This window comes from Kitasatospora sp. NPDC004799, from assembly GCF_040609095.1.
Lineage (GTDB): Bacteria > Actinomycetota > Actinomycetes > Streptomycetales > Streptomycetaceae > Kitasatospora.
The window spans coordinates 1-20399 of sequence record NZ_JBEXJK010000001.1; the positions used below are offsets into that span (position 1 = coordinate 1).

Annotated in this window: 15 protein-coding genes and 1 pseudogene; 3 read left to right on the forward strand and 13 right to left on the reverse strand. The window is 72.2% G+C overall.

The features are described 5' to 3' along the window. The 3 genes and pseudogenes from ABZW03_RS00005 to ABZW03_RS00015 all read left to right on the forward strand — a co-directional run. A pseudogene (locus ABZW03_RS00005) lies at positions 1-415 on the forward strand (hypothetical protein); the annotation flags it as partial. A 300-nt stretch (positions 416-715) separates the two neighbouring features. Further along, positions 716-2551 carry a 5'-nucleotidase C-terminal domain-containing protein gene (locus ABZW03_RS00010; RefSeq protein ID WP_355249730.1) on the forward strand — a complete coding sequence of 612 codons (1836 nt, stop codon included), beginning with the start codon at positions 716-718 and terminating at the stop codon, positions 2549-2551. 73 nt (positions 2552-2624) lie between these two features. Next, complete coding sequence (locus ABZW03_RS00015) at positions 2625-3194, forward strand: Uma2 family endonuclease (RefSeq protein ID WP_355249732.1); 570 nt, start codon at positions 2625-2627, stop codon at positions 3192-3194. A 56-nt stretch (positions 3195-3250) separates the two neighbouring features. Here the strand turns inward: ABZW03_RS00015 and ABZW03_RS00020 are convergent, their stop codons facing one another. The 13 genes from ABZW03_RS00020 to ABZW03_RS00080 all read right to left on the reverse strand — a co-directional run bounded on the left by ABZW03_RS00020 (position 3251) and on the right by ABZW03_RS00080 (position 20381). After that, a complete protein-coding gene (locus tag ABZW03_RS00020) occupies positions 3251-4708 on the reverse strand; it encodes an aldehyde dehydrogenase family protein (RefSeq protein WP_355249734.1) in 1458 nt (485 codons plus the stop codon). Positions 4709-4757: 49 nt separating this feature from the next. Then, the gene (locus tag ABZW03_RS00025) at positions 4758-5624 is read right to left on the reverse strand and encodes a helix-turn-helix transcriptional regulator (RefSeq protein ID WP_355249736.1); all 867 of its coding nucleotides are present in this window, start codon (positions 5622-5624) and stop codon (positions 4758-4760) included. A 358-nt stretch (positions 5625-5982) separates the two neighbouring features. Beyond that, the gene (locus ABZW03_RS00030; RefSeq protein ID WP_355249738.1) at positions 5983-7443 is read right to left on the reverse strand and encodes a glutamate synthase subunit beta; all 1461 of its coding nucleotides are present in this window, start codon (positions 7441-7443) and stop codon (positions 5983-5985) included. Further along, entirely contained in the window at positions 7436-12064 is a 4629-nt protein-coding gene (gene gltB / locus ABZW03_RS00035) for a glutamate synthase large subunit (protein ID WP_355249740.1), read from the reverse strand. The genes ABZW03_RS00030 and gltB overlap by 8 nt, the downstream gene beginning before the upstream one ends. A gap of 404 nt (positions 12065-12468) precedes the next feature. Beyond that, positions 12469-13206: a VIT1/CCC1 transporter family protein gene (locus ABZW03_RS00040; RefSeq protein ID WP_355249742.1), complete on the reverse strand. Its 738-nt coding sequence runs from the start codon at positions 13204-13206 to the stop codon at positions 12469-12471. Between the two features lie 147 nt (positions 13207-13353). Beyond that, a complete protein-coding gene (lgt, locus tag ABZW03_RS00045) occupies positions 13354-14421 on the reverse strand; it encodes a prolipoprotein diacylglyceryl transferase (protein WP_355249744.1) in 1068 nt (355 codons plus the stop codon). Between the two features lie 119 nt (positions 14422-14540). Continuing rightward, positions 14541-15404 carry a thioredoxin domain-containing protein gene (locus ABZW03_RS00050; protein ID WP_355249746.1) on the reverse strand — a complete coding sequence of 288 codons (864 nt, stop codon included), beginning with the start codon at positions 15402-15404 and terminating at the stop codon, positions 14541-14543. Between the two features lie 51 nt (positions 15405-15455). Continuing rightward, positions 15456-15914, reverse strand: coding sequence for a MauE/DoxX family redox-associated membrane protein (locus ABZW03_RS00055; protein ID WP_355249748.1), 459 nt, complete (start codon positions 15912-15914; stop codon positions 15456-15458). 195 nt (positions 15915-16109) lie between these two features. After that, positions 16110-16313, reverse strand: a complete 204-nt coding sequence (locus ABZW03_RS00060; RefSeq protein WP_355249753.1) for a hypothetical protein — start codon at positions 16311-16313, stop codon at positions 16110-16112. A gap of 251 nt (positions 16314-16564) precedes the next feature. Continuing rightward, on the reverse strand, positions 16565-17374 hold the full coding sequence (gene trpA, locus ABZW03_RS00065; protein ID WP_355249755.1) for a tryptophan synthase subunit alpha: 810 nt from the start codon (positions 17372-17374) through the stop codon (positions 16565-16567). Between the two features lie 2 nt (positions 17375-17376). Further along, the gene (gene trpB, locus ABZW03_RS00070; protein WP_355249757.1) at positions 17377-18645 is read right to left on the reverse strand and encodes a tryptophan synthase subunit beta; all 1269 of its coding nucleotides are present in this window, start codon (positions 18643-18645) and stop codon (positions 17377-17379) included. Positions 18646-18891: 246 nt separating this feature from the next. Then, positions 18892-19698 (reverse strand): indole-3-glycerol phosphate synthase TrpC, encoded by an 807-nt coding sequence (gene trpC, locus ABZW03_RS00075; RefSeq protein WP_355249759.1) that lies wholly within the window; start codon positions 19696-19698, stop codon positions 18892-18894. A gap of 242 nt (positions 19699-19940) precedes the next feature. After that, complete coding sequence (locus ABZW03_RS00080) at positions 19941-20381, reverse strand: DUF2752 domain-containing protein (protein ID WP_355249761.1); 441 nt, start codon at positions 20379-20381, stop codon at positions 19941-19943. Positions 20382-20399: the final 18 nt, after the last annotated feature.

Genomic DNA, 20399 nt, shown 5'->3' on the forward strand with positions numbered 1-20399 from the left:
GTACGGGGTGGGCGCGCTGCTGACGCCCGCCCCGGGGCCCGGCCGGGGGTCCGACCGGGGCCGGCCGACGGCGCTCGGCGGGAGCGCGGCCGCCGGGCCGCCCGTGGAGGCGCGGGAGGCCCGGGAGGAACCCGCGCGTCCGGAGCCCGCGCCCGACCCGGAGCTGGTGGCGCTGGCCGCCTACCTGGACACCGTGCCGCTGCCGCCCTCGGCGGGGGTGGACGGCCTGCTGGCGGCGCTGCGCGCGGCCGGCCCGGGCCCGGTGGCGGAGCGGATCGTCCGGCACCGGCTGCCGGTCGCGGTGGCCGGCTACCTGCGGGCGCGGACCTGGCAGCCGTGGGCGGGGCCGGACGATCCGGACCCGGCGGTGGAGCTGGGCCGCGAGGTCGAGCGGCTGGTGGGCGAACTGCCCTGACCGGCCGTCGGCACCGGACCCACCGAGCCGGCCAGGCCGACCGGGCCGACCGGGCCGACCGGGCCCACCGAGCTGGCCAGGCCGACCGTCATACCATCAGGCTTCTCCCCCGCTCCCGTCACGAACGAGTCGCCAAGATCTCACCTCCCGGACAGGTCAGGGGGCTATTCAGCACCCCGGCCCGCACGGCACACTTCTACGCGCGTCCCTCTACGCGCGTCGACGCGTGCACGCGCACTTCTGTTCACGAACCACCAGTTGACGGTCGATCCGCCGTCGCCCCACTCGGGAGAGTCGTCCATGCCCCTGAACCGCCGTGACTTCGTCACCCGGTCCGCCGCCACCGCCGCCGGCGCCGCCCTGGCCGGTGGCACCGTCCTGGCCGCCGCCCCCTCCGCCGCGGCCGCCCAGCCGGACACGGCGGCCGCCAAGGGCCCGCAGCGCAAGCCGCGCAAGCAGGCCTTCACCGTCATGGGCACCACCGACCTGCACGGCCGGGTGCTCAACTGGGACTACTTCACCGACGCGGTGTACAGCGACAAGGCCCACAACGCGGTCGGCCTCGCCAAGATCTCCACCCTGGCCAACCAGGTGCGCGAGGAGAAGGGCTGGAACCGCTGCCTGCTGATCGACTCCGGTGACACCATCCAGGGCACCCAGCTGTCCTACTACTACGCCCGGGTCGAGTCGATCGACACCGAGGCGAACACCGTGCCGGACCACCCGATGGCCGTCGCGATGAACCTCATGGAGTACGACGCCGCCGCGCTCGGCAACCACGAGTTCAACTACGGCATCCCGCTCCTGAAGGCCTACGAGGACCAGCTGGAGTTCCCGCTGCTGGGCGCCAACGCGCTGCACGCGAAGACCGAGAAGCCGGCCTTCAAGCCGTACGTGATCAAGGAGCTGCGGCTGGGCGAGGGCCGGCCGCTGCGGGTCGGCATCCTCGGCCTCACCAACCCGGGCATCGCGATCTGGGACAAGGCCAACGTCAGCGGCAAGATGGTCTTCCCCGGCATCGTGGAGACCGCCGCCACCTGGGTGCCGCGGATCAAGGCGGCGGGCGCGGACGTCGTCGTGGTCTCGGCGCACTCCGGCTGCGACGAGGCGACCACCTGGGGCGACCAGCTGCCGTGGGCCGAGAACGTCTCGGTCGCGCTGGCGGAGACCGTCCCGGACATCGACGCGGTGCTGGTGGGCCACGCCCACAAGGAGGTCCCGCAGCGCCTGGTCGTCAACAAGAAGACCGGGAAGACCGTCGTGCTGTCCGAGCCGCTCTGCTACGGCCAGCGGCTGACCTGCTTCGACTTCGAGGCCGAGTTCGCGGCCGGCGTCTGGACGGTCACCTCGGTCTCCGCCCGGCTGCTGAACTCCAACACCGTGCCGGAGAACCCGGAGATCACCGACGCGGTCGCCGAGCAGCACAAGAAGGTCGTCGCGTACGTCAACCAGACCATCGGCACCAGCAGGATCGAGCTGTCGATCGCCGACGCCCGGTTCAAGGCCACCCCGATCATCGACCTGATCGGCAGGGTCCAGGCCGACACCGTCAAGGCCGCGCTGGCGGGCGGGCAGTACGCCAAGCTCCCGGTGCTGGCCCAGGCCGCCCCGTTCAACCGCACCGCGGTGATCCCGTCCGGCCAGGTCAAGCTGCGCGACGCCGCGGGCCTCTACATCTACGAGAACACCCTGGAGGCCCGCATCCTGACGGGCGCCCAGCTCAAGGACTACCTCGAGTACTCGGTGAAGTACTACAACCAGCTCGCCCCGGGCGCCCCGGTCGACAAGGAGGCCCTGACCGGCGCCGAGGCCACCCCGGACTACAACTACGACTCGGTCTACGGCCTGAGCTACGACATCGACATCGCCCAGCCGAAGGGCTCGCGGATCGTCAACCTGTCCTTCCAGGGGAAGCCGATCGACCCGGCGGCCGAGTTCGTCCTCGCCGTCAACAACTACCGCGCCAACGGCGGCGGCAACTTCCCGCACGTCGCCAAGGCCAAGCTGGTCTGGTCGAACTCCGACGAGATCCGCAACGCCATGATCGCCTGGGTGAAGGCCAAGGGCACCATCGACCCCGCCGACTTCTTCACCGACTCCTGGCGCCTCGTCCGCGCCGGCCAGCCCGTCTTCTGACCGCCGCTCCCCACCGGAAGGCCGTCGCCCCTCGGCGACGGCCTTCCAGCCTTCCCGGTGGAAGAATGGCGCCATGAGCGAGTTCCAGATCCCAGACCGCCACGCCCGGCTGCTGGCTTACGCGCAGAGTCTGACGCCTCCCAACGGGTGGAAGATCGAGATCTCCGGCGACGAGATCATCATGATGGCCGGCCCCTCGGTGATCCACCAGCGCAACCTGCTGCTCATCCGCAGGCAGTTCGAGGCGCACGAGCCCGCCGGGATGATGCCGAGCGAGAACACCGACCTCACGTCCCCGAACGTCGGCAAGCTCCGCAACCCCGACCTGACGTACATCCCCCTCTCGGCGCTGGAGGAGGGCGGCAACCAGGTCCCCGCCGAGCAGGCGGCCATCGCGGTGGAGATCGTCTCCCCGTCGAACCCGGAGAACGACCTGGTCGGCAAGGTCCGCGACTACCCGCTCATGGCCATCCCGCTGTACCTGCTGATCGACCCGCGGGAGGGCGATCTGACGCTCTACTCCGAGCCGTCCGGCAGCGGCTACCACCGGCAGTGGAACGGCAAGTTCGGCGACCCGGTCCCGGTCCCGGCCCCCTTCGGCTTCGAACTCGCCACCGACGGCCTGCTCCGCTACCCCGCTTGACACCACGGGCCTCCCGGCGGCGACCGCCGGGAGGCCCGTGCCAGCGCACCCCCGGGTCAGAAGGGGAAGACCGCGCGCTCGTGCTGGACGGAGATCCACTTCAGGGTGGTGAAGGCGTCCACCGTGGACTCGCCGTTGAGGCGGCCGACGCCGGAGTTCTTCTCACCGCCGAAGGGCACGCCCGGCTCGTCGGCGATGGTGCCGCCGTTGACGTGGATCATGCCCGTCTCGATCCGCTGGGCGAGCCGCACGCCGCGCTCGACGTTCGCGGTGTGCACCGCGCCGCTGAGCCCGAAGGGCGTGGCGTTGGCGAGCCGCACGGCCTCGTCCTCGCCGTCGAAGGGCACCAGCAGCACGACCGGGCCGAAGAGTTCGTTCCGCAGGATCGGCGCGTCCTCGGCCAGGCCGGTGAGCACCGTCGGCGCCATCAGGCTGCCGACCGTGCCGCCGCGCAGCAGCGCGGTGGCGCCGGCCGCGACCGCCTGGTCGACCTGGGCGGAGAGGGCGTCGGCCTGGACGGGGTTGATCAGCGGGCCGATGTGGGTGGCCGGGTCCCGCGGGTCGCCGACGACCAGCGAGGCGACCTTGGCGACGAACTTCTCGGTGAACTCCGCCTCCACGCGGCGGTCCACCAGCACCCGGTTGGCGGCCATGCAGACCTGCCCCTGGTGGACGAAGCGGCTGAACACCGCGGCGTCCACGGCGTGGTCCACGTCGGCGTCGTCCAGCACGATCAGCGCGCTGTTGCCGCCGAGCTCCAGGACCGTCCGCTTGAAGTGCGCGGCGGCGACGGTGGCGACGTGCCGGCCGACCTTGTCGGAGCCGGTGAAGGAGATCACCTTGGGCACCGGGTGCTCGAGGAAGGCGTCGCCGATCTCGGCGATGTCGGTGATCACCACGTTCAGCAGGCCGGGCGGCAGCCCCGCGTCCTCGAAGAGCTTCGCGATCAGCCCGCCGCCGACCACCGGGGTCTCCTGGTGCGGCTTGAGGACGACGCCGTTGCCGAGCGCGAGCGCCGGGGCGACGGCCTTGAGCGCCAGGAACAGCGGGAAGTTGAACGGGCTGATCACGCCGACCACGCCGACCGGCAGCCGGTAGAGCCGGTTCTCCCGGCCGTGGGCGGGCGAGGCCAGCAGCCGGCCCTCGGCGGCCACCGACAGGTGCAGGCACTCCCGCAGCACGTCCTTGACCAGCGACAGCTCGAAGCCCGCCTTCAGCGCGGTGCCGCCGAGTTCGGCCATGATCGCCTGGACGATCTCCGGCTCGCGCTCCTCCAGCAGCCGCAGCGCGCGCTCGAAGACCAGCCGCCGCTGGTACGGGTTGGCGGCGGCCCACGCCTTCTGGGCGCGCTCGGCGGCGCGGTAGGCCAGGTCGACCTCGTCGACGGTGGCGACGGTGATGGTGGCGAGCTTGTCGCCGGTGTAGGGGTCGACGTCGACGATGTCCCAGGAGCCGCTGCCGCTGCGCCACTCGCCGTCGATGTACTGCAGCGCCAACTCGGAGAAGTACGACATCTGATCCCTCTCATGCACCGACCTGATGGGGAATCATCGTACTGACCTACTACAGCTCCTGGCGCATCGCGTACAGCAGGTCGCGGGTCCGCTCCGGCATCAGGCTGTCGGCGACCAGGTCGTCCATCGCCTGCCGGTACTCGGCCACCTCGGCCGGCTTGTCGAGGTAGAGCGCGGTGGTGAACTGCTCCAGGTACACCACGTCCGCCAACTCGGTCTCGGCGAAGCCCAGGACGGTGAAGGCGCCGCTCTCCGCGCTCAGCCCGGCGTTGCCCAGCGGCAGCACCTGGAGCCGGACGTTGGGCAGTTCGCCGAGCTCCAGCAGCCGGTCCAGCTGGCCGCGCATCTGCTCGGGCCCGCCCCAGGGCCGGCGCAGCGCGGCCTCGTCCAGCACCGCGACCAGCTGCGGTGCCCGCTCGCCGGTCAGCACCGCCTGCCGCCTGAGCCGGACGTCGACCCGGCGCTCGATCTCCTCCGGCCCGTTGGCGTGGCAGCCGGCGGTGACCACGGCCCGGGCGTAGTCGGCGGTCTGGAGCAGCCCGTGGACGAACTGGACCTCGTAGCTGCGGATCTCGGCCGCGGCCTCCTCCAGGCCCAGGTAGTTCTGGAACCAGCCGGGCAGCACGTCCCCGTACTCGTGCCACCAGGAGCTGGCGTTGGCGTCGCGCAGCAGCCCGAGGACGGTGGCGCGCTCCTGTTCGGCCTCGACCCCGTACAGGGTCAGCAGGTCGGCGACGTCGCGCTCCTTGAAGCCGACCCGGCCGAGCTCCATCCGGCTGATCTTGGATTCGGAGGCGCGGATCGAGTACCCGGCCTCCTCGCGGCTGACGCCTCTGGCCTCCCGGAGCTTGCGCAGCTGGGTGCCGAGCAGCAGCCTCCGTACGGTGGCGCCCCCGCCTGCCTGAACCGTGCCCATCGACGTCATCCTCCGCACTCGCCCAGCCCCCCGGCCGTCGGCCGCAGTCTGCCACCTGGCACCGACGAACAACAGCCCACTGTTCGGAAGCCGCCACGGCGGCGGAGAACTCCGACCGTCAGGCCTCGCCGGGCGCCCCCGGAAGGCCCCGCAGGACGCCCCCGGAAGGCCCCGCGGGACGCCCCCGGCGAAGGCCGTCGGGGAACGCGACGGCGCCCGCCCTCCAACTGGTCGGGGAAGAGGGCAGGCGCCAGGAGACCGCGTTGGCCCGGCGACTCTGACGGGGGCAGCGGGTTGAGCTCCCGGCGATGCGGCGCCGGGGGTTCAGGGGTGGGCCGGTCGGAGCGTCCGGGGCCCGTCAGACCACCAGCGGGCGGTCGGTGGGCCGGATCGGCGCGGGAAGCGGGGTCTTGCCGCCGAGGTACCTGTCCACCGCGGCTGCGGCCGAACGGCCCTCCGCGATGGCCCAGACGATCAGCGACTGGCCACGGCCGGCGTCTCCGCAGACGTACACGCCATCGACATTGGTGGCGAACCGGCCATCGCGGGCAATGTTACCGCGCGCGTCGAGGTCCGCTCCCAGCTGCTCCACCAGCCCGTTCCGCACGTCCGTCCCGGTGAAGCCCATGGCCAGGGTGACCAGCTGGGCCGGGATCGCCCGCTCGGTGCCGGGCACCGGCTCGAACCGGCCGTCCTTGAACTCCACCTCGACGAGGTGCAGTTCCTGGACGTTGCCGTCCTCGTCGCCGCTGAAGCGGGTGGTGTTGACGGAGTAGATCCGCTCGCCGCCCTCCTCGTGCGCGGAGGTGACCTTGTAGGTCATCGGCATGGTGGGCCACGGCTGGTGCCCGGGCCGCTCCTCGCCGGGCCGCGGCATGATCTCCAGCTGGGTGACGGAGGCCGCCCCCTGCCGGTGGGCGGTGCCGACGCAGTCCGCGCCGGTGTCGCCGCCGCCGATCACGACCACGTGCTTGCCCTTGGCGCTGATCGGGGACTCCACGAAGTCGCCCTCCTGCACCTTGTTGGCCAGCGGCAGGTACTCCATGGCCTGGTGGACGCCCTTGAGCTCGCGCCCGGGCACCGGCAGGTCACGGGCGGTGGTGGCGCCGGCCGCGACCACCACGGCGTCGAAGCGCTCGCGCAGCTGCTGCCCGGTGATGTCCTCGCCGACGTGCACGCCGGTGCGGAACCGGGTGCCCTCCGCGCGCATCTGCTCGATGCGGCGGTTGATGTGGCGCTTCTCCATCTTGAACTCGGGGATGCCGTAGCGCAGCAGCCCGCCGATCCGGTCGGCCCGCTCGTACACCACGACGGTGTGCCCGGCCCGGGTGAGCTGCTGGGCGGCGGCGAGGCCGGCCGGGCCGGAGCCGACCACGGCAACGGTCTTGCCGGACAGCCGCTCGGGCACCTGCGGGGTGACCCCGCCGCGGTCCCAGGCCTTGTCGATGATGGTGACCTCGACGTTCTTGATGGTCACCGCGTCCTGGTTGATGCCGAGGACGCACGCGGACTCGCACGGAGCCGGGCACAGGCGGCCGGTGAACTCCGGGAAGTTGTTGGTGGCGTGCAGCCGCTCGATCGCGCCGGTGAAGTCGTCCCGGTAGGCCAGGTCGTTCCACTCGGGGATGAGGTTCCCGAGCGGGCAGCCGTTGTGGCAGAACGGGATTCCGCAGTCCATGCAGCGGCCGGCCTGCTTGGTGATGATCGGCAGGAGGCTGCGCTCGACGTAGACCTCGTTCCAGTCCTTGATCCGGACGTCGACCGGGCGGCGCTCGGCCAGCTGCTTGGGCGTGGTCAGGAAGCCCTTGGGGTCAGCCATTAGCCGCCTCCATCATCTTCGCGGTGGTCTCGGCCTCGGAGAGGCCATCGCGCTCAGCGGCGTCCTTGGCGGCGAGCACTGCCTTGTAGTCGGTCGGCATGATCTTGGAGAAGCGGGAGACCCCGCTGCCCCAGTCCGCCAGGAGTTCGGCGGCGACGGTGGAGCCGGTCTCCTCGTAGTGCTGCTGCACGGTCTCGCGCAGCCAGTCGCGGTCGGCGGCGGTGGGGGCCTCGATGCCCACCATGCCGTCGTTGACGTTGGCGGGGCGCAGGTCCAGGACGTACGCGATGCCGCCGGACATGCCCGCCGCGAGGTTGCGCCCGGTCTCGCCGAGGACGACGACCCGGCCGCCGGTCATGTACTCCAGGCCGTGGTCGCCCACGCCCTCGACCACCAGGGTGGCCCCGGAGTTGCGGACGGCGAACCGCTCACCGGCCTTGCCGCGCAGGTGGATCCGGCCCGAGGTGGCGCCGTAGCCGATGGTGTTGCCGGCGATGACGTGGTTCTGCGCGTCGTTGCCGATGGCCGCCGCCTCGCGGGCCGGGCGGACGATCACCACCCCGCCCGAGAGGCCCTTGCCGACGTAGTCGTTGGCGTCGCCCTCCAGCCGCAGCGTCACGCCGCGCGGCAGGAACGCGCCGAAGGACTGCCCGGCGGAGCCGGTGAAGGTGACGTCGATGGTCCCCTCCGGCAGGCCCTCGCCCCGGTACCGCTTGGTCACCTCGTGGCCGAGCATGGTGCCGACGGTGCGGTTGACGTTGCGGATCGGCAGCTGGATGCGGACGGCGTCGCCGCGCTCCAGCGCGTCCTCGGCCAGCTCGATCAGCTGGTTGTCCAGGGCCTTGTCCAGCGCGTGGTCCTGGGCGGTGGTGCGGTGGCGCGCCGCGCCCTCGGGCAGCGCCGGCACGTGGAACAGCGGGGCGAGGTCCAGCCCGGCCGCCTTCCAGTGGTCGATCGCGGCCCGGGCGTCGATGTGCTCGGCGCGGCCGACGGCCTCCTCGATCGAGCGGAAGCCCAGCGAGGCCAGGATCTCCCGGACCTCCTCGGCGATGAACTCGAAGAAGTTGACGACGAATTCGGGCTTGCCGGAGAACCGCTCGCGCAGCACCGGGTTCTGGGTGGCGACGCCGACCGGGCAGGTGTCCAGGTGGCAGACGCGCATCATGATGCAGCCGGAGACGACCAGCGGGGCGGTGGCGAAGCCGAACTCCTCGGCGCCGAGCAGCGCGGCGATCACCACGTCGCGGCCGGTCTTCAGCTGGCCGTCGGTCTGGACGACGATGCGGTCGCGCAGCCCGTTGAGCAGCAGGGTCTGCTGGGTCTCGGCGAGGCCGAGCTCCCAGGGGCCGCCCGCGTGCTTCAGCGAGGTGAGCGGCGAGGCGCCGGTGCCGCCGTCGTGGCCGGAGACGAGCACCACGTCCGCGTGCGCCTTGGAGACGCCCGCGGCGACCGTCCCGACGCCGACCTCGGAGACCAGCTTCACGTGGATGCGGGCCGCCGGGTTGGCGTTCTTGAGGTCGTGGATCAGCTGGGCCAGGTCCTCGATGGAGTAGATGTCGTGGTGCGGCGGCGGCGAGATCAGGCCGACGCCCGGGGTGGAGTGCCGGGTCCTGGCGACCCACGGGTACACCTTGTGGCCGGGCAGCTGGCCGCCCTCGCCGGGCTTGGCGCCCTGGGCCATCTTGATCTGGATGTCGTCCGCGTTGACCAGGTACTCGGAGGTGACGCCGAACCGGCCGGAGGCGACCTGCTTGATCGCCGAGCGGCGCTCCGGGTCGTACAGGCGGTCCGGGTCCTCGCCGCCCTCGCCGGTGTTGGACTTGCCGCCGAGGCGGTTCATCGCGATGGCCAGGGTCTCGTGCGCCTCGCGCGAGATCGAGCCGTACGACATGGCGCCGGTGGAGAAGCGCTTGACGATCTCGGAGACCGGCTCGACCTCCTCGACCGGGATCGGCTCCCGGCCGAGGCCCTCCAGCTGGAACAGACCGCGCAGCGTCATCAGCCGCTCGGACTGCTCGTTCACCCGGTCGGTGTACTGCTTGAAGATGTCGTAGCGGCGGTTGCGGGTGGAGTGCTGGAGCCGGAAGACGGTGTCCGGGTCGAACAGGTGCGGCTCGCCCTCGCGGCGCCACTGGTACTCGCCGCCGATCTCCAGCGCGCGGTGCGCGGCCGGGATGCCGGAGGCCGGGTACGCCTTGGCGTGCCGGGCGGCGGTCTCCTTCGCGATCTCCTCCAGGCCGATGCCGCCGAGCTTGGTGGTGGTGCCGGCGAAGTAGCCGTCGACGAGGTCCTGGGAGAGGCCGATGGCCTCGAAGACCTGGGCGCCGCGGTAGGAGGCGACGGTCGAGATGCCCATCTTGGACATCACCTTGAGCACGCCCTTGCCGAGCGCCTTGATCAGGTTCTTGATCGCCTTCTCGGGCTCGACGCCCTCGATGAACACGCCCTGGGCGACCAGGTCCTCGACCGACTCCATCGCCAGGTACGGGTTGACCGCCCCGGCGCCGTAGCCGATCAGCAGCGCGACGTGGTGCACCTCGCGGACGTCGCCCGCCTCGACCAGCAGCGACACCTGGGTGCGCTGCTTGGTGCGGATCAGGTGGTGGTGGATGGCGGAGGTGAGCAGCAGCGAGGGGATCGGCGCGTGCTCGGCGTCCGAGTGCCGGTCGGAGAGCACGATGATCCGGGCGCCGTCGGCGATCGCCGCGTCGGCCTCGGCGGCGATCCCGGCCAGCCGGGAGGCCAGGCCCTCGCCGCCGGAGGAGACCTTGTAGAGGCCGGAGAGCGTGACGGCCTTCAGGCCGGGCTGGTCGCCGTCGGCGTTGATGTGGACGAGCTTGGCCAGCTCGTCGTTGTCGATCACCGGGAAGGTGATGCCGACGGAGCGGCAGGAGGCGGCCTCGGCGGCGAGCAGGTTGCCCTCCGGGCCGAGGTTGGACAGCAGCGAGGTGACGAGCTCCTCGCGGATGGCGTCCAGCGGCGGGTTGGTGACCTGCGCGAAGAGCTGCACGAAGTAGTCGAACAGCAGGCGCGGCTTCTCGCTCAGCGCGGCGATCGGCGAGTCGGTGCCCATCGAGCCGAGCGCCTCGGCGCCGGTGCGCGCCATCGGCGCGAGGACGACCCGCAGCTCCTCCTCGGTGTAGCCGAAGGTCTGCTGGCGGCGGGTGACGGAGGCGTGGGTGTGGGCGATGTGCTCGCGCTCGGGCAGCGTGGCGAGCTGGATCTGCCCGCCGTCGACCCACTCCTGGTAGGGGTGCTCGGCGGCGAGGGCGGACTTGATCTCCTCGTCCTCGACGATCCGGCCCTCGGCGGTGTCCACCAGGAACATCCGGCCAGGCTGGAGGCGGCCCTTGCGGGCGACCTTCTCCTGGTCGATGTCGAGCACGCCGACCTCGGAGGAGAGGACGACCAGGCCGTCCTCGGTGATCCAGTAGCGGGCCGGGCGCAGGCCGTTGCGGTCGAGCACGGCGCCGATCTGGTTGCCGTCGGTGAAGGTGACGCAGGCCGGGCCGTCCCAGGGCTCCATCAGGTTGGAGTGGTACTGGTAGAAGGCGCGGCGGGCCGGGCTCATGGTGGCGTGGTTCTCCCACGCCTCCGGGATCATCATCAGCACCGAGTGCGGCAGCGAGCGGCCGCCGAGGTGGAGCAGCTCCAGGACCTCGTCGAAGGAGGCGGAGTCGGAGTGGTCCGGGGTGCAGACCGGGAAGATCCGCGAGAGGTCGCCGGGGATGAGGTCGGTGGCGAGCTGCGACTCCCGGGCCCGCATCCAGTTGCGGTTGCCCTTGACGGTGTTGATCTCGCCGTTGTGCGCGACGAAGCGGTAGGGGTGGGCGAGCGGCCAGCTCGGGAAGGTGTTGGTGGAGAAGCGGGAGTGCACCAGGCCGATCGCGGACGCGTAGCTGCGGTCCGACAGGTCGGGGAAGAAGGGCTCCAGCTGGCCGGTGGTCAGCATGCCCTTGTAGACGATGGTGCGCGCGGACAGCGACGGGAAGTACACCCCGGCCTCGCGCTCGGCCCGCTTGCGGACCACGAAGGCGATCCGGTCCAGCTCGATGCCGGCCTTGCCGTCCTGCGCGAGGCTCTGCTCGACGGGCGCCGACGCGAGGAAGAGCTGCCGGAACCGCGGCATCACGCCGCGCGCGGTGGCGCCGAGCAGGTCGGGGGTGACCGGGACGTCGCGCCAGCCGAGGACGGTCAGGTCCTCCTCGGCCGCGATGGCCTCGATCCGCGCGACGGCGGCGGCGTCCTGCTCGTCGTCGTCCGGCAGGAAGGCGATGCCGACGGCGTAGGAGCCGGCCGCCGGGAGCTGGAAGGAGACCTTGCCGCGCAGGAAGGCGTCCGGGATCTGGGTCAGGATGCCCGCACCGTCGCCGGAGTCCGGCTCGGCGCCGGTGGCGCCGCGGTGCTCCAGGTTGCGCAGGACGGTCAGCGCCTGCTCGACGATGGTGTGGTCGGCGATGCCGGTCAGCGTGGCGACGAAACCGACGCCACAGGCGTCGTGCTCGTTTCGCGGGTCGTACAGGCCCTGAGCAGCAGGTCGCGCATCCGGCACGAGCGCGTACGGCTGGCGCGCGGCGCCGGCCTGGGGCTCGTTGGCGGAGTGCATGGATGCAGACAGCATCGGCTCTCCCGTCGTCGTCTTTCGGCAAGTTGGTGCAAGTAGGGACGACGTTGGCCCTGATGCGATGGTGCGGTGTCGTGCAAGTTACATGATGCCCGCGATCCCGAGAAGCGGAATGTCCCGTCCACATGGCGGGACGACGCGCAGGTCAGGAGGGGTGTGAAGAGGACGTGCCACAGTGCACGTCCCGACGATTGTGCCCAACGCTCCACGGCCTGAAACAGGGGCGAAACCGGATCGCCACAGAAGCCGATCATGGCCGCCTGGGATTCCCATCCCGGGAGCCCGTCCGCGGATGCGAATCCGCGGCTCGGGGGCCCGGATGATGAGACAGTGCCAGGCGCCGTCGGACGTCCATGTGTGAAACGTCACGCACTGCCCAGCATAACCATGCAGCGCCCCGGCTACCCGATCTGCCCGCCGATCAGCCACCCGAGCAGGTAGGTCACCCCCGCCGCCGCGCCGCCCAGGACCAGCTGCCGCAGCCCGCTGAACCACCAGCTGCGCGCCGTCACCCGGGCCACCACCGCGCCGCACAGGAACAGCCCGGCCCCCGCCAGCAGCAGGGCGGGCAGCAGCGTGGTCGCCCCCAGCAGGTACGGCAGCAGCGGCAGCAGCGCGCCGAGCGCGAAGCACAGGAACGACGAGCCGGCCGCCACCAGCGGCGAGGGCAGGTCGGTGGGGTCGACGCCCAGCTCCTCGCGGGCGTGCACCTCCAGGGCCAGCTCCGGGTCGGCGGACAGCTGCCGGGCCACCTCGTGGGCCAGCTCCGGGTCCACCCCGCGCGAGACGTACAGCTGGGCCAGCTCGGCCAGCTCCCCGTGCGGGTTGCGGCTCAGCTCCAGCCGCTCGACCTCGATCTCGGCCTGCACCAGCTCCCGCTGCGAGGCCACCGAGGTGTACTCCCCCGCCGCCATCGAGCAGGCGCCGGCCGCCAGGCCCGCGAGCCCGGTCAGGATCACCGTCCCGTTGGACACCGCGCCGCCGACCACCCCGGTCATCAGCGCGAAGTTGGACACCAGCCCGTCCACCGCGCCGAACACGGCCGGCCGCAGCCAGCCGCCGTTGACGTCCCGGTGGTGGTCGGCCGCGGGTATCCGGGGCTGGTGCCCGGCGTCGGCTCCCACAGTGATCACGCTCATCGTCGTTCCCCTCCGTCGTCGTTCGTCAGCCCCGAACGTAGCCCGCCTGACCTGGGCATTTCCAGCAAAGTAAGGCTGTCCGAACACGACTGGGGCCACCCTTCGCGGCGCTCGCGAAGGGTGGCCCCAGTCGGGGGAATCCCCTGGTCAGATCGGGTTCTTGGCGTCCTCGTCGGCCTTCTCGTCGACCTTCACGGCGGCCTTCTCGTCAGCCTTCACGGCGGCCTTCACGGCGGTCGGCTCGGCGTCCGCGGGCCCCGCGGGCTTCCGCGACACCGGCTTGTCCGCGGCCTTCGCCGGGACCTTCTCCGCGGCCTTGCCGTCGCCCTTGCCGTCGTCCTTGCCGTCGCTCCGGCCCTCGGCCGGGGCGTCCTCGGCCAGGTGCGCGGCCGGGTCGATGCTCGCCGGGTCCTCCCGCCCGGGCCGCTTCCTGCCGACGATCACGAAGTACGCGACGGCGCCGATGAACACCCCGATGGACACCCAGTCGTTCAGCCGCAGGCCGAAGTAGACGTGCGCCTCGTCGATCCGCAGCCACTCCGTCCAGAACCGGCCGACCGTGTAAGCGGCCACGTACAGCGCGAACGCCCGGCCGTGGCCCAGCTTGAAGCGGCGGTCCGCCCAGATCACCAGCACCGCGACCCCGACGCACCAGAGCGACTCGTACAGGAAGGTCGGGTGGTAGACGCCCTTCACGACCTCGCCGTTGGGCAGCGTCTTGTCGATCTCCAGGCCCCAGGGCAGGGTGGTCGACCGGCCGTACAGCTCCTGGTTGAAGTAGTTGCCCCAGCGGCCCAGCGCCTGCGCGAGCGCGATGCCCGGCGCGATGGCGTCGGCGTACGCGGGCAGCGGCACGCCCCGGCGGCGGGCGCCGATCCAGGCGCCGACCGCGCCCAGCGCGACGGCGCCCCAGATGCCGAGGCCGCCCTCCCAGATCTTGAGGGCGTCCCAGGGGTTCTTCCCCTCGGCGAAGTACAGGCGGCCGCCGTCGGTGATCACGTGGTACAGGCGTCCGCCGACCAGGCCGAACGGCACGGCCCAGACGGCGATGTCGCCGACGGTGTGCTTGGCACCGCCCCGGGCGACCCAGCGCTTGCTGCCGAGCCAGACGGCGACGACGACACCGAGAATGATGCAGAAGGCGTAGGCGCGCAGCGGGATCGGTCCGAGGTACAGGACGCCCCGCGACGGGCTGGGAATGTAGGCGATATCCATGGCAGTTCCGACGCTACAGGGTCCGACGGCCCGCTCGGGCAGCCTTGTGGTCACAGAAACCGAACGACGGGCGGCGCCGCCCCCTCCGGACGGGGAGGGGGCGGCGCGGCGGAACGGGCTCAGCCGGCCGTCGGCGACGGGTTGTTGGCCTCCGAAGCAGTGCTGGTCGGCGCCGGGGTCTGCCCGTGCGAACCCGCCGTGCCCAGCTGCTTGCCCTGGTTCGCGGCGTCCACCCACTTCACCAGGTTGGCCGGGGTGATCTCCTCGGTGCCGTTCTTCGGGTAGACCGGCTGGCCGTTGAGCAGCACCGTCGGGGTGGACTTGAAGCTGGACTTGTCGAAGTCCTGCTGCACCGCGGACACCCACCCGCTGAACTCGCCGTCCTTGACGCAGGACTGGAACGCGGGCGTGTCCAGGCCGTTGACCTGCTTGGCCAGGCTGAGCAGGACGGCCTTGTCGCCGAAGGCGTCGTTGGTCTCCTCCGGCTGGTTGCGGTACAGCACGTCGTGGAAGTCCCGGAAGTGCCCGGCGTCCTGGGCGCAGCCCAGCGCGTTGGCGCCGGTCCTGGAGCCCTTGCCCGGTACGGCCCGGTCGATGAACGACACGATGTGGTAGTTCGTGTAGATCTTCCCGGCGTCCTCCAGCTGGTCGATCGTCGCCGAGAACTCGCGCTCGAAGGTGCCGCAGGCGGGGCAGCGCGGGTCCTCGTAGACGGTGAGGACGGCGGGCGCGTTGTCGGCGCCGACCGGGATGACCAGGTTCTTGTCGCCGATCGTCCCGGCCGGGGCGGCGGTCGGCGTCTCCGGCTTGGAGCGCTGGTCCTGCACCACGACGCCGACGATCACCGCGGCGGCGATCACCGCGAGCACGGAACCGCCCACGATCAGCTTCTTCTTGCGCCGGGAGGAGGCCTCGTCGGCCGCCCGCTGCTCCAGCATCCGCTCGCGGGCGGTGCGCTTGCCTTCTCGGTTCTTCTCGCTCATTGCCTTGACATCCACGGTCGGGGGCCTTCGTCGGGTGCAGGGATGTGGTGGTCAGCTCGCCAGCCAGGCGTCTGCCGACAGCCGGGTGCGGGGCCGCCACAGCAGCCACCCGGCCAGCAGCAGGAAGCCGGTGTCGCGCAGGATCTCCTGGAGGTACTTCGTCTGGGACTCGTCGACCTGCCCGCCGCCGCCGAAGCAGCCGCAGTCGATCGAGATGCCGCGCGCCCACGCGGAGGCGATCCCGGCGATGAAGACCAGCAGCAGGAGCGCGGAGACCCCGGCCACCAGCCGGACGCCGAGGCCCACCACCAGCAGCAGGGCCAGGGCCAGCTCCAGGAAGGGCAGGCCGTGGCCGATCGGCTTGACCAGACCCTCGGGGAGGATCTCGTAGGCCCGGACGGCCTGGGCGGCCTCGGCCGGATCGGCGACCTTCGCCAGTCCGGCCCACCCCCAGACGACCGCGAGGGCGAGCCGGACCGCCGTGCCGAGCCACTCACTCCAGGCCGGCACCGGCCGCCCCGCCGGAGGCGTGGGCGTGGGCGCGGAGCCACCGGGCTGCGCGGCCATCAGGGAACCCCCCTCGGGAAACTCGTTCACTCCCTGCTGAACCGCCCGGGCCGAAGGGTGGTTCTTCCGGATCCGGGAGTGAAGCCGGACGAGTGACGCCCCGTCCGAACGAAGCGGACCGGATCGAACGCCCGTACGTCAGCGGCACCCCGCGAGCCATCCGGCCTCGAACAGGTCGGGGTGCCGGGCCGCCTCCGCGCACGCCACCGCCTCCCGCTCCGCCCGCTCGGCTCCCCGCTTGGCCAGCGCCTGCCCCACCTCGACGTGCACCCCGACCGCACCGCCGAGCACCACCACGGCCGCCGCCGCCCGCAGCAGGACGGCCCGCTGGAGACTCCGCACCGGCTCACCCCTTCCGCTCGCCCCCGCAACCGTTCGTGCACTCCTCCCTCCACTCAACGTCCGCCGACCCCGGCTGATGCGTGTCCCCACCCCTTGTTCACCCGTTCGGGTCCGCACTCCGGTCGGAGCGCGGGGGCGCGACCGCGCGCCCCACCCGCGCCCCACCGGCGGCCCGCGGAAACGGGCGGAAAGCCGACGGCCCCCCACTCCCGAGGAGTGGGGGGCCGTCCGTCAACCGTTCCTACCGCGCGTCAGCGCCTGCGCACGCCCTCGGCCAGCTCCCCGGCCAGGGCCCGTACGGCGTCCAGCGCCGCCGCCTCGTCCTCGCCCGCGGCCAGGATCCGCTTCACGAACGCCGACCCGACGATCACGCCGTCCGCGAACCGGGCGACCTCCGCCGCCTGCGCCGCGTCCGAGACGCCGAGCCCGACGCAGACCGGCAGGTCCGTGGTGGCCCGGGTCCGGGCGACCAGGTCCTCGGCCATCGACCCGACGGCCGACCGGGTCCCGGTCACGCCCATCACCGCGGCCGCGTACACGAACCCGCTGCCCGCCGCCGTGACCTCCGCCAGCCGCGCGTCCTTGCTGCTGGGGGCGACCACGAACACGGTGTCCAGCCCGTGCTCGTCCGCCGCCTTGCGCCACTCCTCGGACTCCTCCACCGGCAGGTCCGGCAGGATGCACCCGGCCCCGCCCGCGGCCGCCAGGTCCGCCGCGAACCGCGCCACGCCGTAGCGGTCGACCGGGTTCCAGTACGTCATCACGAGCACCGCCGCCTCGGGGTGCGCCGAGGCGACCTCCTGGACGGTCCGCAGCACGTCCTTGATCCGCACACCGCCGCGCAGCGCGATGTCGTCGGCGGTCTGGATGACCGCGCCGTCCAGGACCGGGTCGGAGTGCGGCAGGCCGACCTCGACCACGTCGCAGCCGCCCTCGATCAGCGCCTTGATCGCCCGGATGCCGCCGTCCACGGTCGGGAACCCGGCCGGCAGGTACCCGATCAGCGCGGCCCGGTCCTCCGCCTTGGCGGCGGCCAGCCCGGCACTCAGCTTCGAAGCCATGATCACTTACCCCCCTCGGCGGAACCGGCGCCGCCGGCCGAACCGGCCCCCGGCTCGTCGTACAGGCCGAAGTACTCGGCCGCGGTGTGCATGTCCTTGTCCCCGCGTCCCGACAGCGAGACCAGGATGGTCGCCTCCGGCCCGAGCTCGCGCCCCAGCTCCAGCGCCCCGGCGAGCGCGTGGGCGCTCTCGATGGCCGGGATGATCCCCTCGGTGCGGGACAGCAGCCGCAGCGCCTGCATCGCGGCGTCGTCGGTGACCGGCCGGTACTCCGCCCGCCCGGTGTCCTTCAGCCAGGCGTGCTCCGGCCCGACCCCGGGGTAGTCCAGCCCCGCCGAGATCGAGTGCGACTCGATGGTCTGCCCGTCCTCGTCCTGGAGGACGTACGTCCGGGAGCCGTGCAGCACGCCCGGGTCGCCCTTGGTGAGGGTGGCCGCGTGCCGGGGCGTCTCGGCGCCCTCGCCGGCCGCCTCGCAGCCGAGCAGCCGCACCCCGGCGTCCGGGATGAACTCGTGGAAGATCCCCATCGCGTTGGAGCCGCCGCCCACGCAGGCCACGACGGCGTCGGGCAGCCGCCCGGTCCGGTCGAGCACCTGCTGGCGCGCCTCGACGCCGATGATCCGGTGGAAGTCCCGGACCATCATCGGGAACGGGTGCGGCCCGGCGACGGTGCCGAACAGGTAGTGGGTGGAGTCGACGTTCGCGACCCAGTCCCGGAACGCCTCGTTGATGGCGTCCTTGAGCGTCCGGCTGCCGGACTTGACGGCCACCACCTCGGCGCCGAGCATCCGCATCCGGGCGACGTTGAGCGCCTGGCGCTCGGTGTCGACCTCGCCCATGTAGATGGTGCAGTCGAAGCCGAACAGCGCGCAGGCGGTCGCGGTGGCCACGCCGTGCTGGCCGGCGCCGGTCTCGGCGATGATCCGGGTCTTGCCCATCCGCTTGGTGAGCAGCGCCTGGCCCAGCACGTTGTTGATCTTGTGCGAGCCGGTGTGGTTGAGGTCCTCGCGCTTGAGCAGGACGCGCGCGCCGCCCGCCTCGGCGGAGAACCGGTGCACGTCGGTCAGCGGGCTCGGGCGGCCGGTGTAGTCCTTGAGCAGCCCGTCGAGCTCGGCGGCGAAGGCCGGGTCGGCCTTGGCCTTCTCGTACTCCTCGGCGACCTGCTCGACCGCGGCGACCAGCGCCTCGGGGATGAAGCGGCCGCCGTACGCGCCGAAGTAGCCGCGCGCGTCCGGCACCTGGGCACCGGGCAGGTAGTCCTTTTCGGACATGGTGGTATCCCTAGAACGGAGGTGGACAACGATGACGTCCGGGTCGGCCGATCCCGCTCGGCGGCTGTCGGTACAGCCGGGCCGGATTCAGCCGGACGTCACGCGCCATCGCCGCCCCGGCACCTGCCCGGGCTCGCACCCGATGACGTACCGCACCCGACGCCCCAGCACCCGGCGTGCGGGTGCGCGGCAGCCGCGCGGGCGGCAGCCGGGGGCGAGTCGGGCGGCGATCTTCATCGGGTGGTGTCAGTCCTTGTGCCGGACGGCGGGGTGGGCCCCGGCGGCGACCAGGTCGGCGACCGCGGCGCGCGGGTCCTTGCCGGTCACCAGGGATTCGCCGACCAGCACCGCGTCGGCGCCGAGGTTGGCGTAGTTGATCACGTCCAGCGGGCCGCGCACGCCGGACTCGGCGATCTTGACGATGCCCTCCGGGATGGCGTGGGCGACGTTCTCGAAGGTGTTGCGGTCCACTTCGAGCGTCTTGAGGTTGCGGGCGTTGACGCCGATGATCCGGGCGCCGGCGTCCACCGCGCGCTTGATCTCCTCCTCGTCGTGCACCTCCACCAGCGGGGTGAGGCCGATCGACTCGGCGCGCTCGATCAGCGACACCAGGGCCGGCTGGTCGAGGGCCGCGACGATCAGCAGCGCGAGGTCGGCGCCGTGCGCGCGGGCCTCCCACAGCTGGTAGGCGGTGACGATGAAGTCCTTGCGCAGCAGCGGGGTGTCCACCGCGGCGCGGACGGCGTCCAGGTCGGCGAGCGACCCGCCGAAGCGGCGCTGCTCGGTCAGCACGCTGATCGCGGCGGCACCGCCGGCCGCGTAGTCGACCGCCAGGGCGGCCGGATCGGCGATCGAGGCCAGGGCGCCCTTGGACGGGCTGGAGCGCTTCACCTCGCAGATCACCCGGACCCCGTCGCCCTTGAGGGCGGCGACGCCGTCCTTGGCCTCCGGGGCCTTGGCGGCGAGCTCCTTGAGCTCGTCCAGGGAGACCCGGGCCTGCCGCTCGGCGAGGTCCTCGCGGACCCCTTCGATGATCGAGTCGAGCACACTCACTCAGGAGCCCCCATCTTTTCTGCCGGTTGGCCGACCGGTCTGCCGGTCGGCCGGCGCGAGCCGGCGGGCGACGGCCCACCGGCTCTTCGATGGTATCGGCACCCGGGGGCGGGGGGCGCACCGGTTCGAGTCGCGCCCCCTGGATCGGACACCCGTTCCGACCGTCCCCAGCTGCGGCTTCACCGGTCCCGCACCGGTTTTCGGACGGTCTTCGGGCCGGTTTTCCCACCCTGGCCGCCGGATCAGACCAGCGGCGGTGCCAGTCCCGCGCCGATCGGCGAGTTGCGCACCACCGTGAAGACCAGCACCAGCAGGGCGATCAGCGCCCAGCGCCGGGCCCCGACGGTGACCCTGGGCGGCGGCCCGCCGGTCAGCGCGGCCCAGCCCCAGCGCAGCCAGAGCACCCCCAGGACGCCGAACAGCAGCACGGCGACGGCGTTGTCGTGCAGGGCCCCGGTGAGGTCCCCGTGGGTCAGCGCGTGGACGCAGCGCAGCCCCCCGCAGCCGGGGCACCACCAGCCGGTGGCGGTCAGGAACGGGCACTCGGGGTAGTGCCCGGAGGTGTTGGGGTCGACCACGGAGACGAACGCGGTGGGGACGGCCACCGCCGCCAGCGCGGTCAGTGGCGGGCTCAGCCGGCGCAGCACGGGCAACGGGGCGGAGGCGGTGGGGACGGAGGTCACGCCCCGATTCTGCCCGGG

Bases quoted from the DNA above. Each gene is read 5' to 3' on its own strand.
- ABZW03_RS00010 (WP_355249730.1), top strand. From the start codon at position 716: ATGCCCCTGAACCGCCGTGACTTCGTCACCCGGTCCGCCGCCACCGCC.
- ABZW03_RS00015 (WP_355249732.1), top strand. From the start codon at position 2,625: ATGAGCGAGTTCCAGATCCCAGACCGCCACGCCCGGCTGCTGGCTTAC.
- ABZW03_RS00020 (WP_355249734.1), bottom strand. From the start codon at position 4,708: ATGTCGTACTTCTCCGAGTTGGCGCTGCAGTACATCGACGGCGAGTGG.
- ABZW03_RS00025 (WP_355249736.1), bottom strand. From the start codon at position 5,624: ATGGGCACGGTTCAGGCAGGCGGGGGCGCCACCGTACGGAGGCTGCTG.
- ABZW03_RS00030 (WP_355249738.1), bottom strand. From the start codon at position 7,443: ATGGCTGACCCCAAGGGCTTCCTGACCACGCCCAAGCAGCTGGCCGAG.
- gltB (WP_355249740.1), bottom strand. From the start codon at position 12,064: ATGCTGTCTGCATCCATGCACTCCGCCAACGAGCCCCAGGCCGGCGCC.
- ABZW03_RS00040 (WP_355249742.1), bottom strand. From the start codon at position 13,206: ATGAGCGTGATCACTGTGGGAGCCGACGCCGGGCACCAGCCCCGGATA.
- lgt (WP_355249744.1), bottom strand. From the start codon at position 14,421: ATGGATATCGCCTACATTCCCAGCCCGTCGCGGGGCGTCCTGTACCTC.
- ABZW03_RS00050 (WP_355249746.1), bottom strand. From the start codon at position 15,404: ATGAGCGAGAAGAACCGAGAAGGCAAGCGCACCGCCCGCGAGCGGATG.
- trpA (WP_355249755.1), bottom strand. From the start codon at position 17,374: ATGGCTTCGAAGCTGAGTGCCGGGCTGGCCGCCGCCAAGGCGGAGGAC.
- trpB (WP_355249757.1), bottom strand. From the start codon at position 18,645: ATGTCCGAAAAGGACTACCTGCCCGGTGCCCAGGTGCCGGACGCGCGC.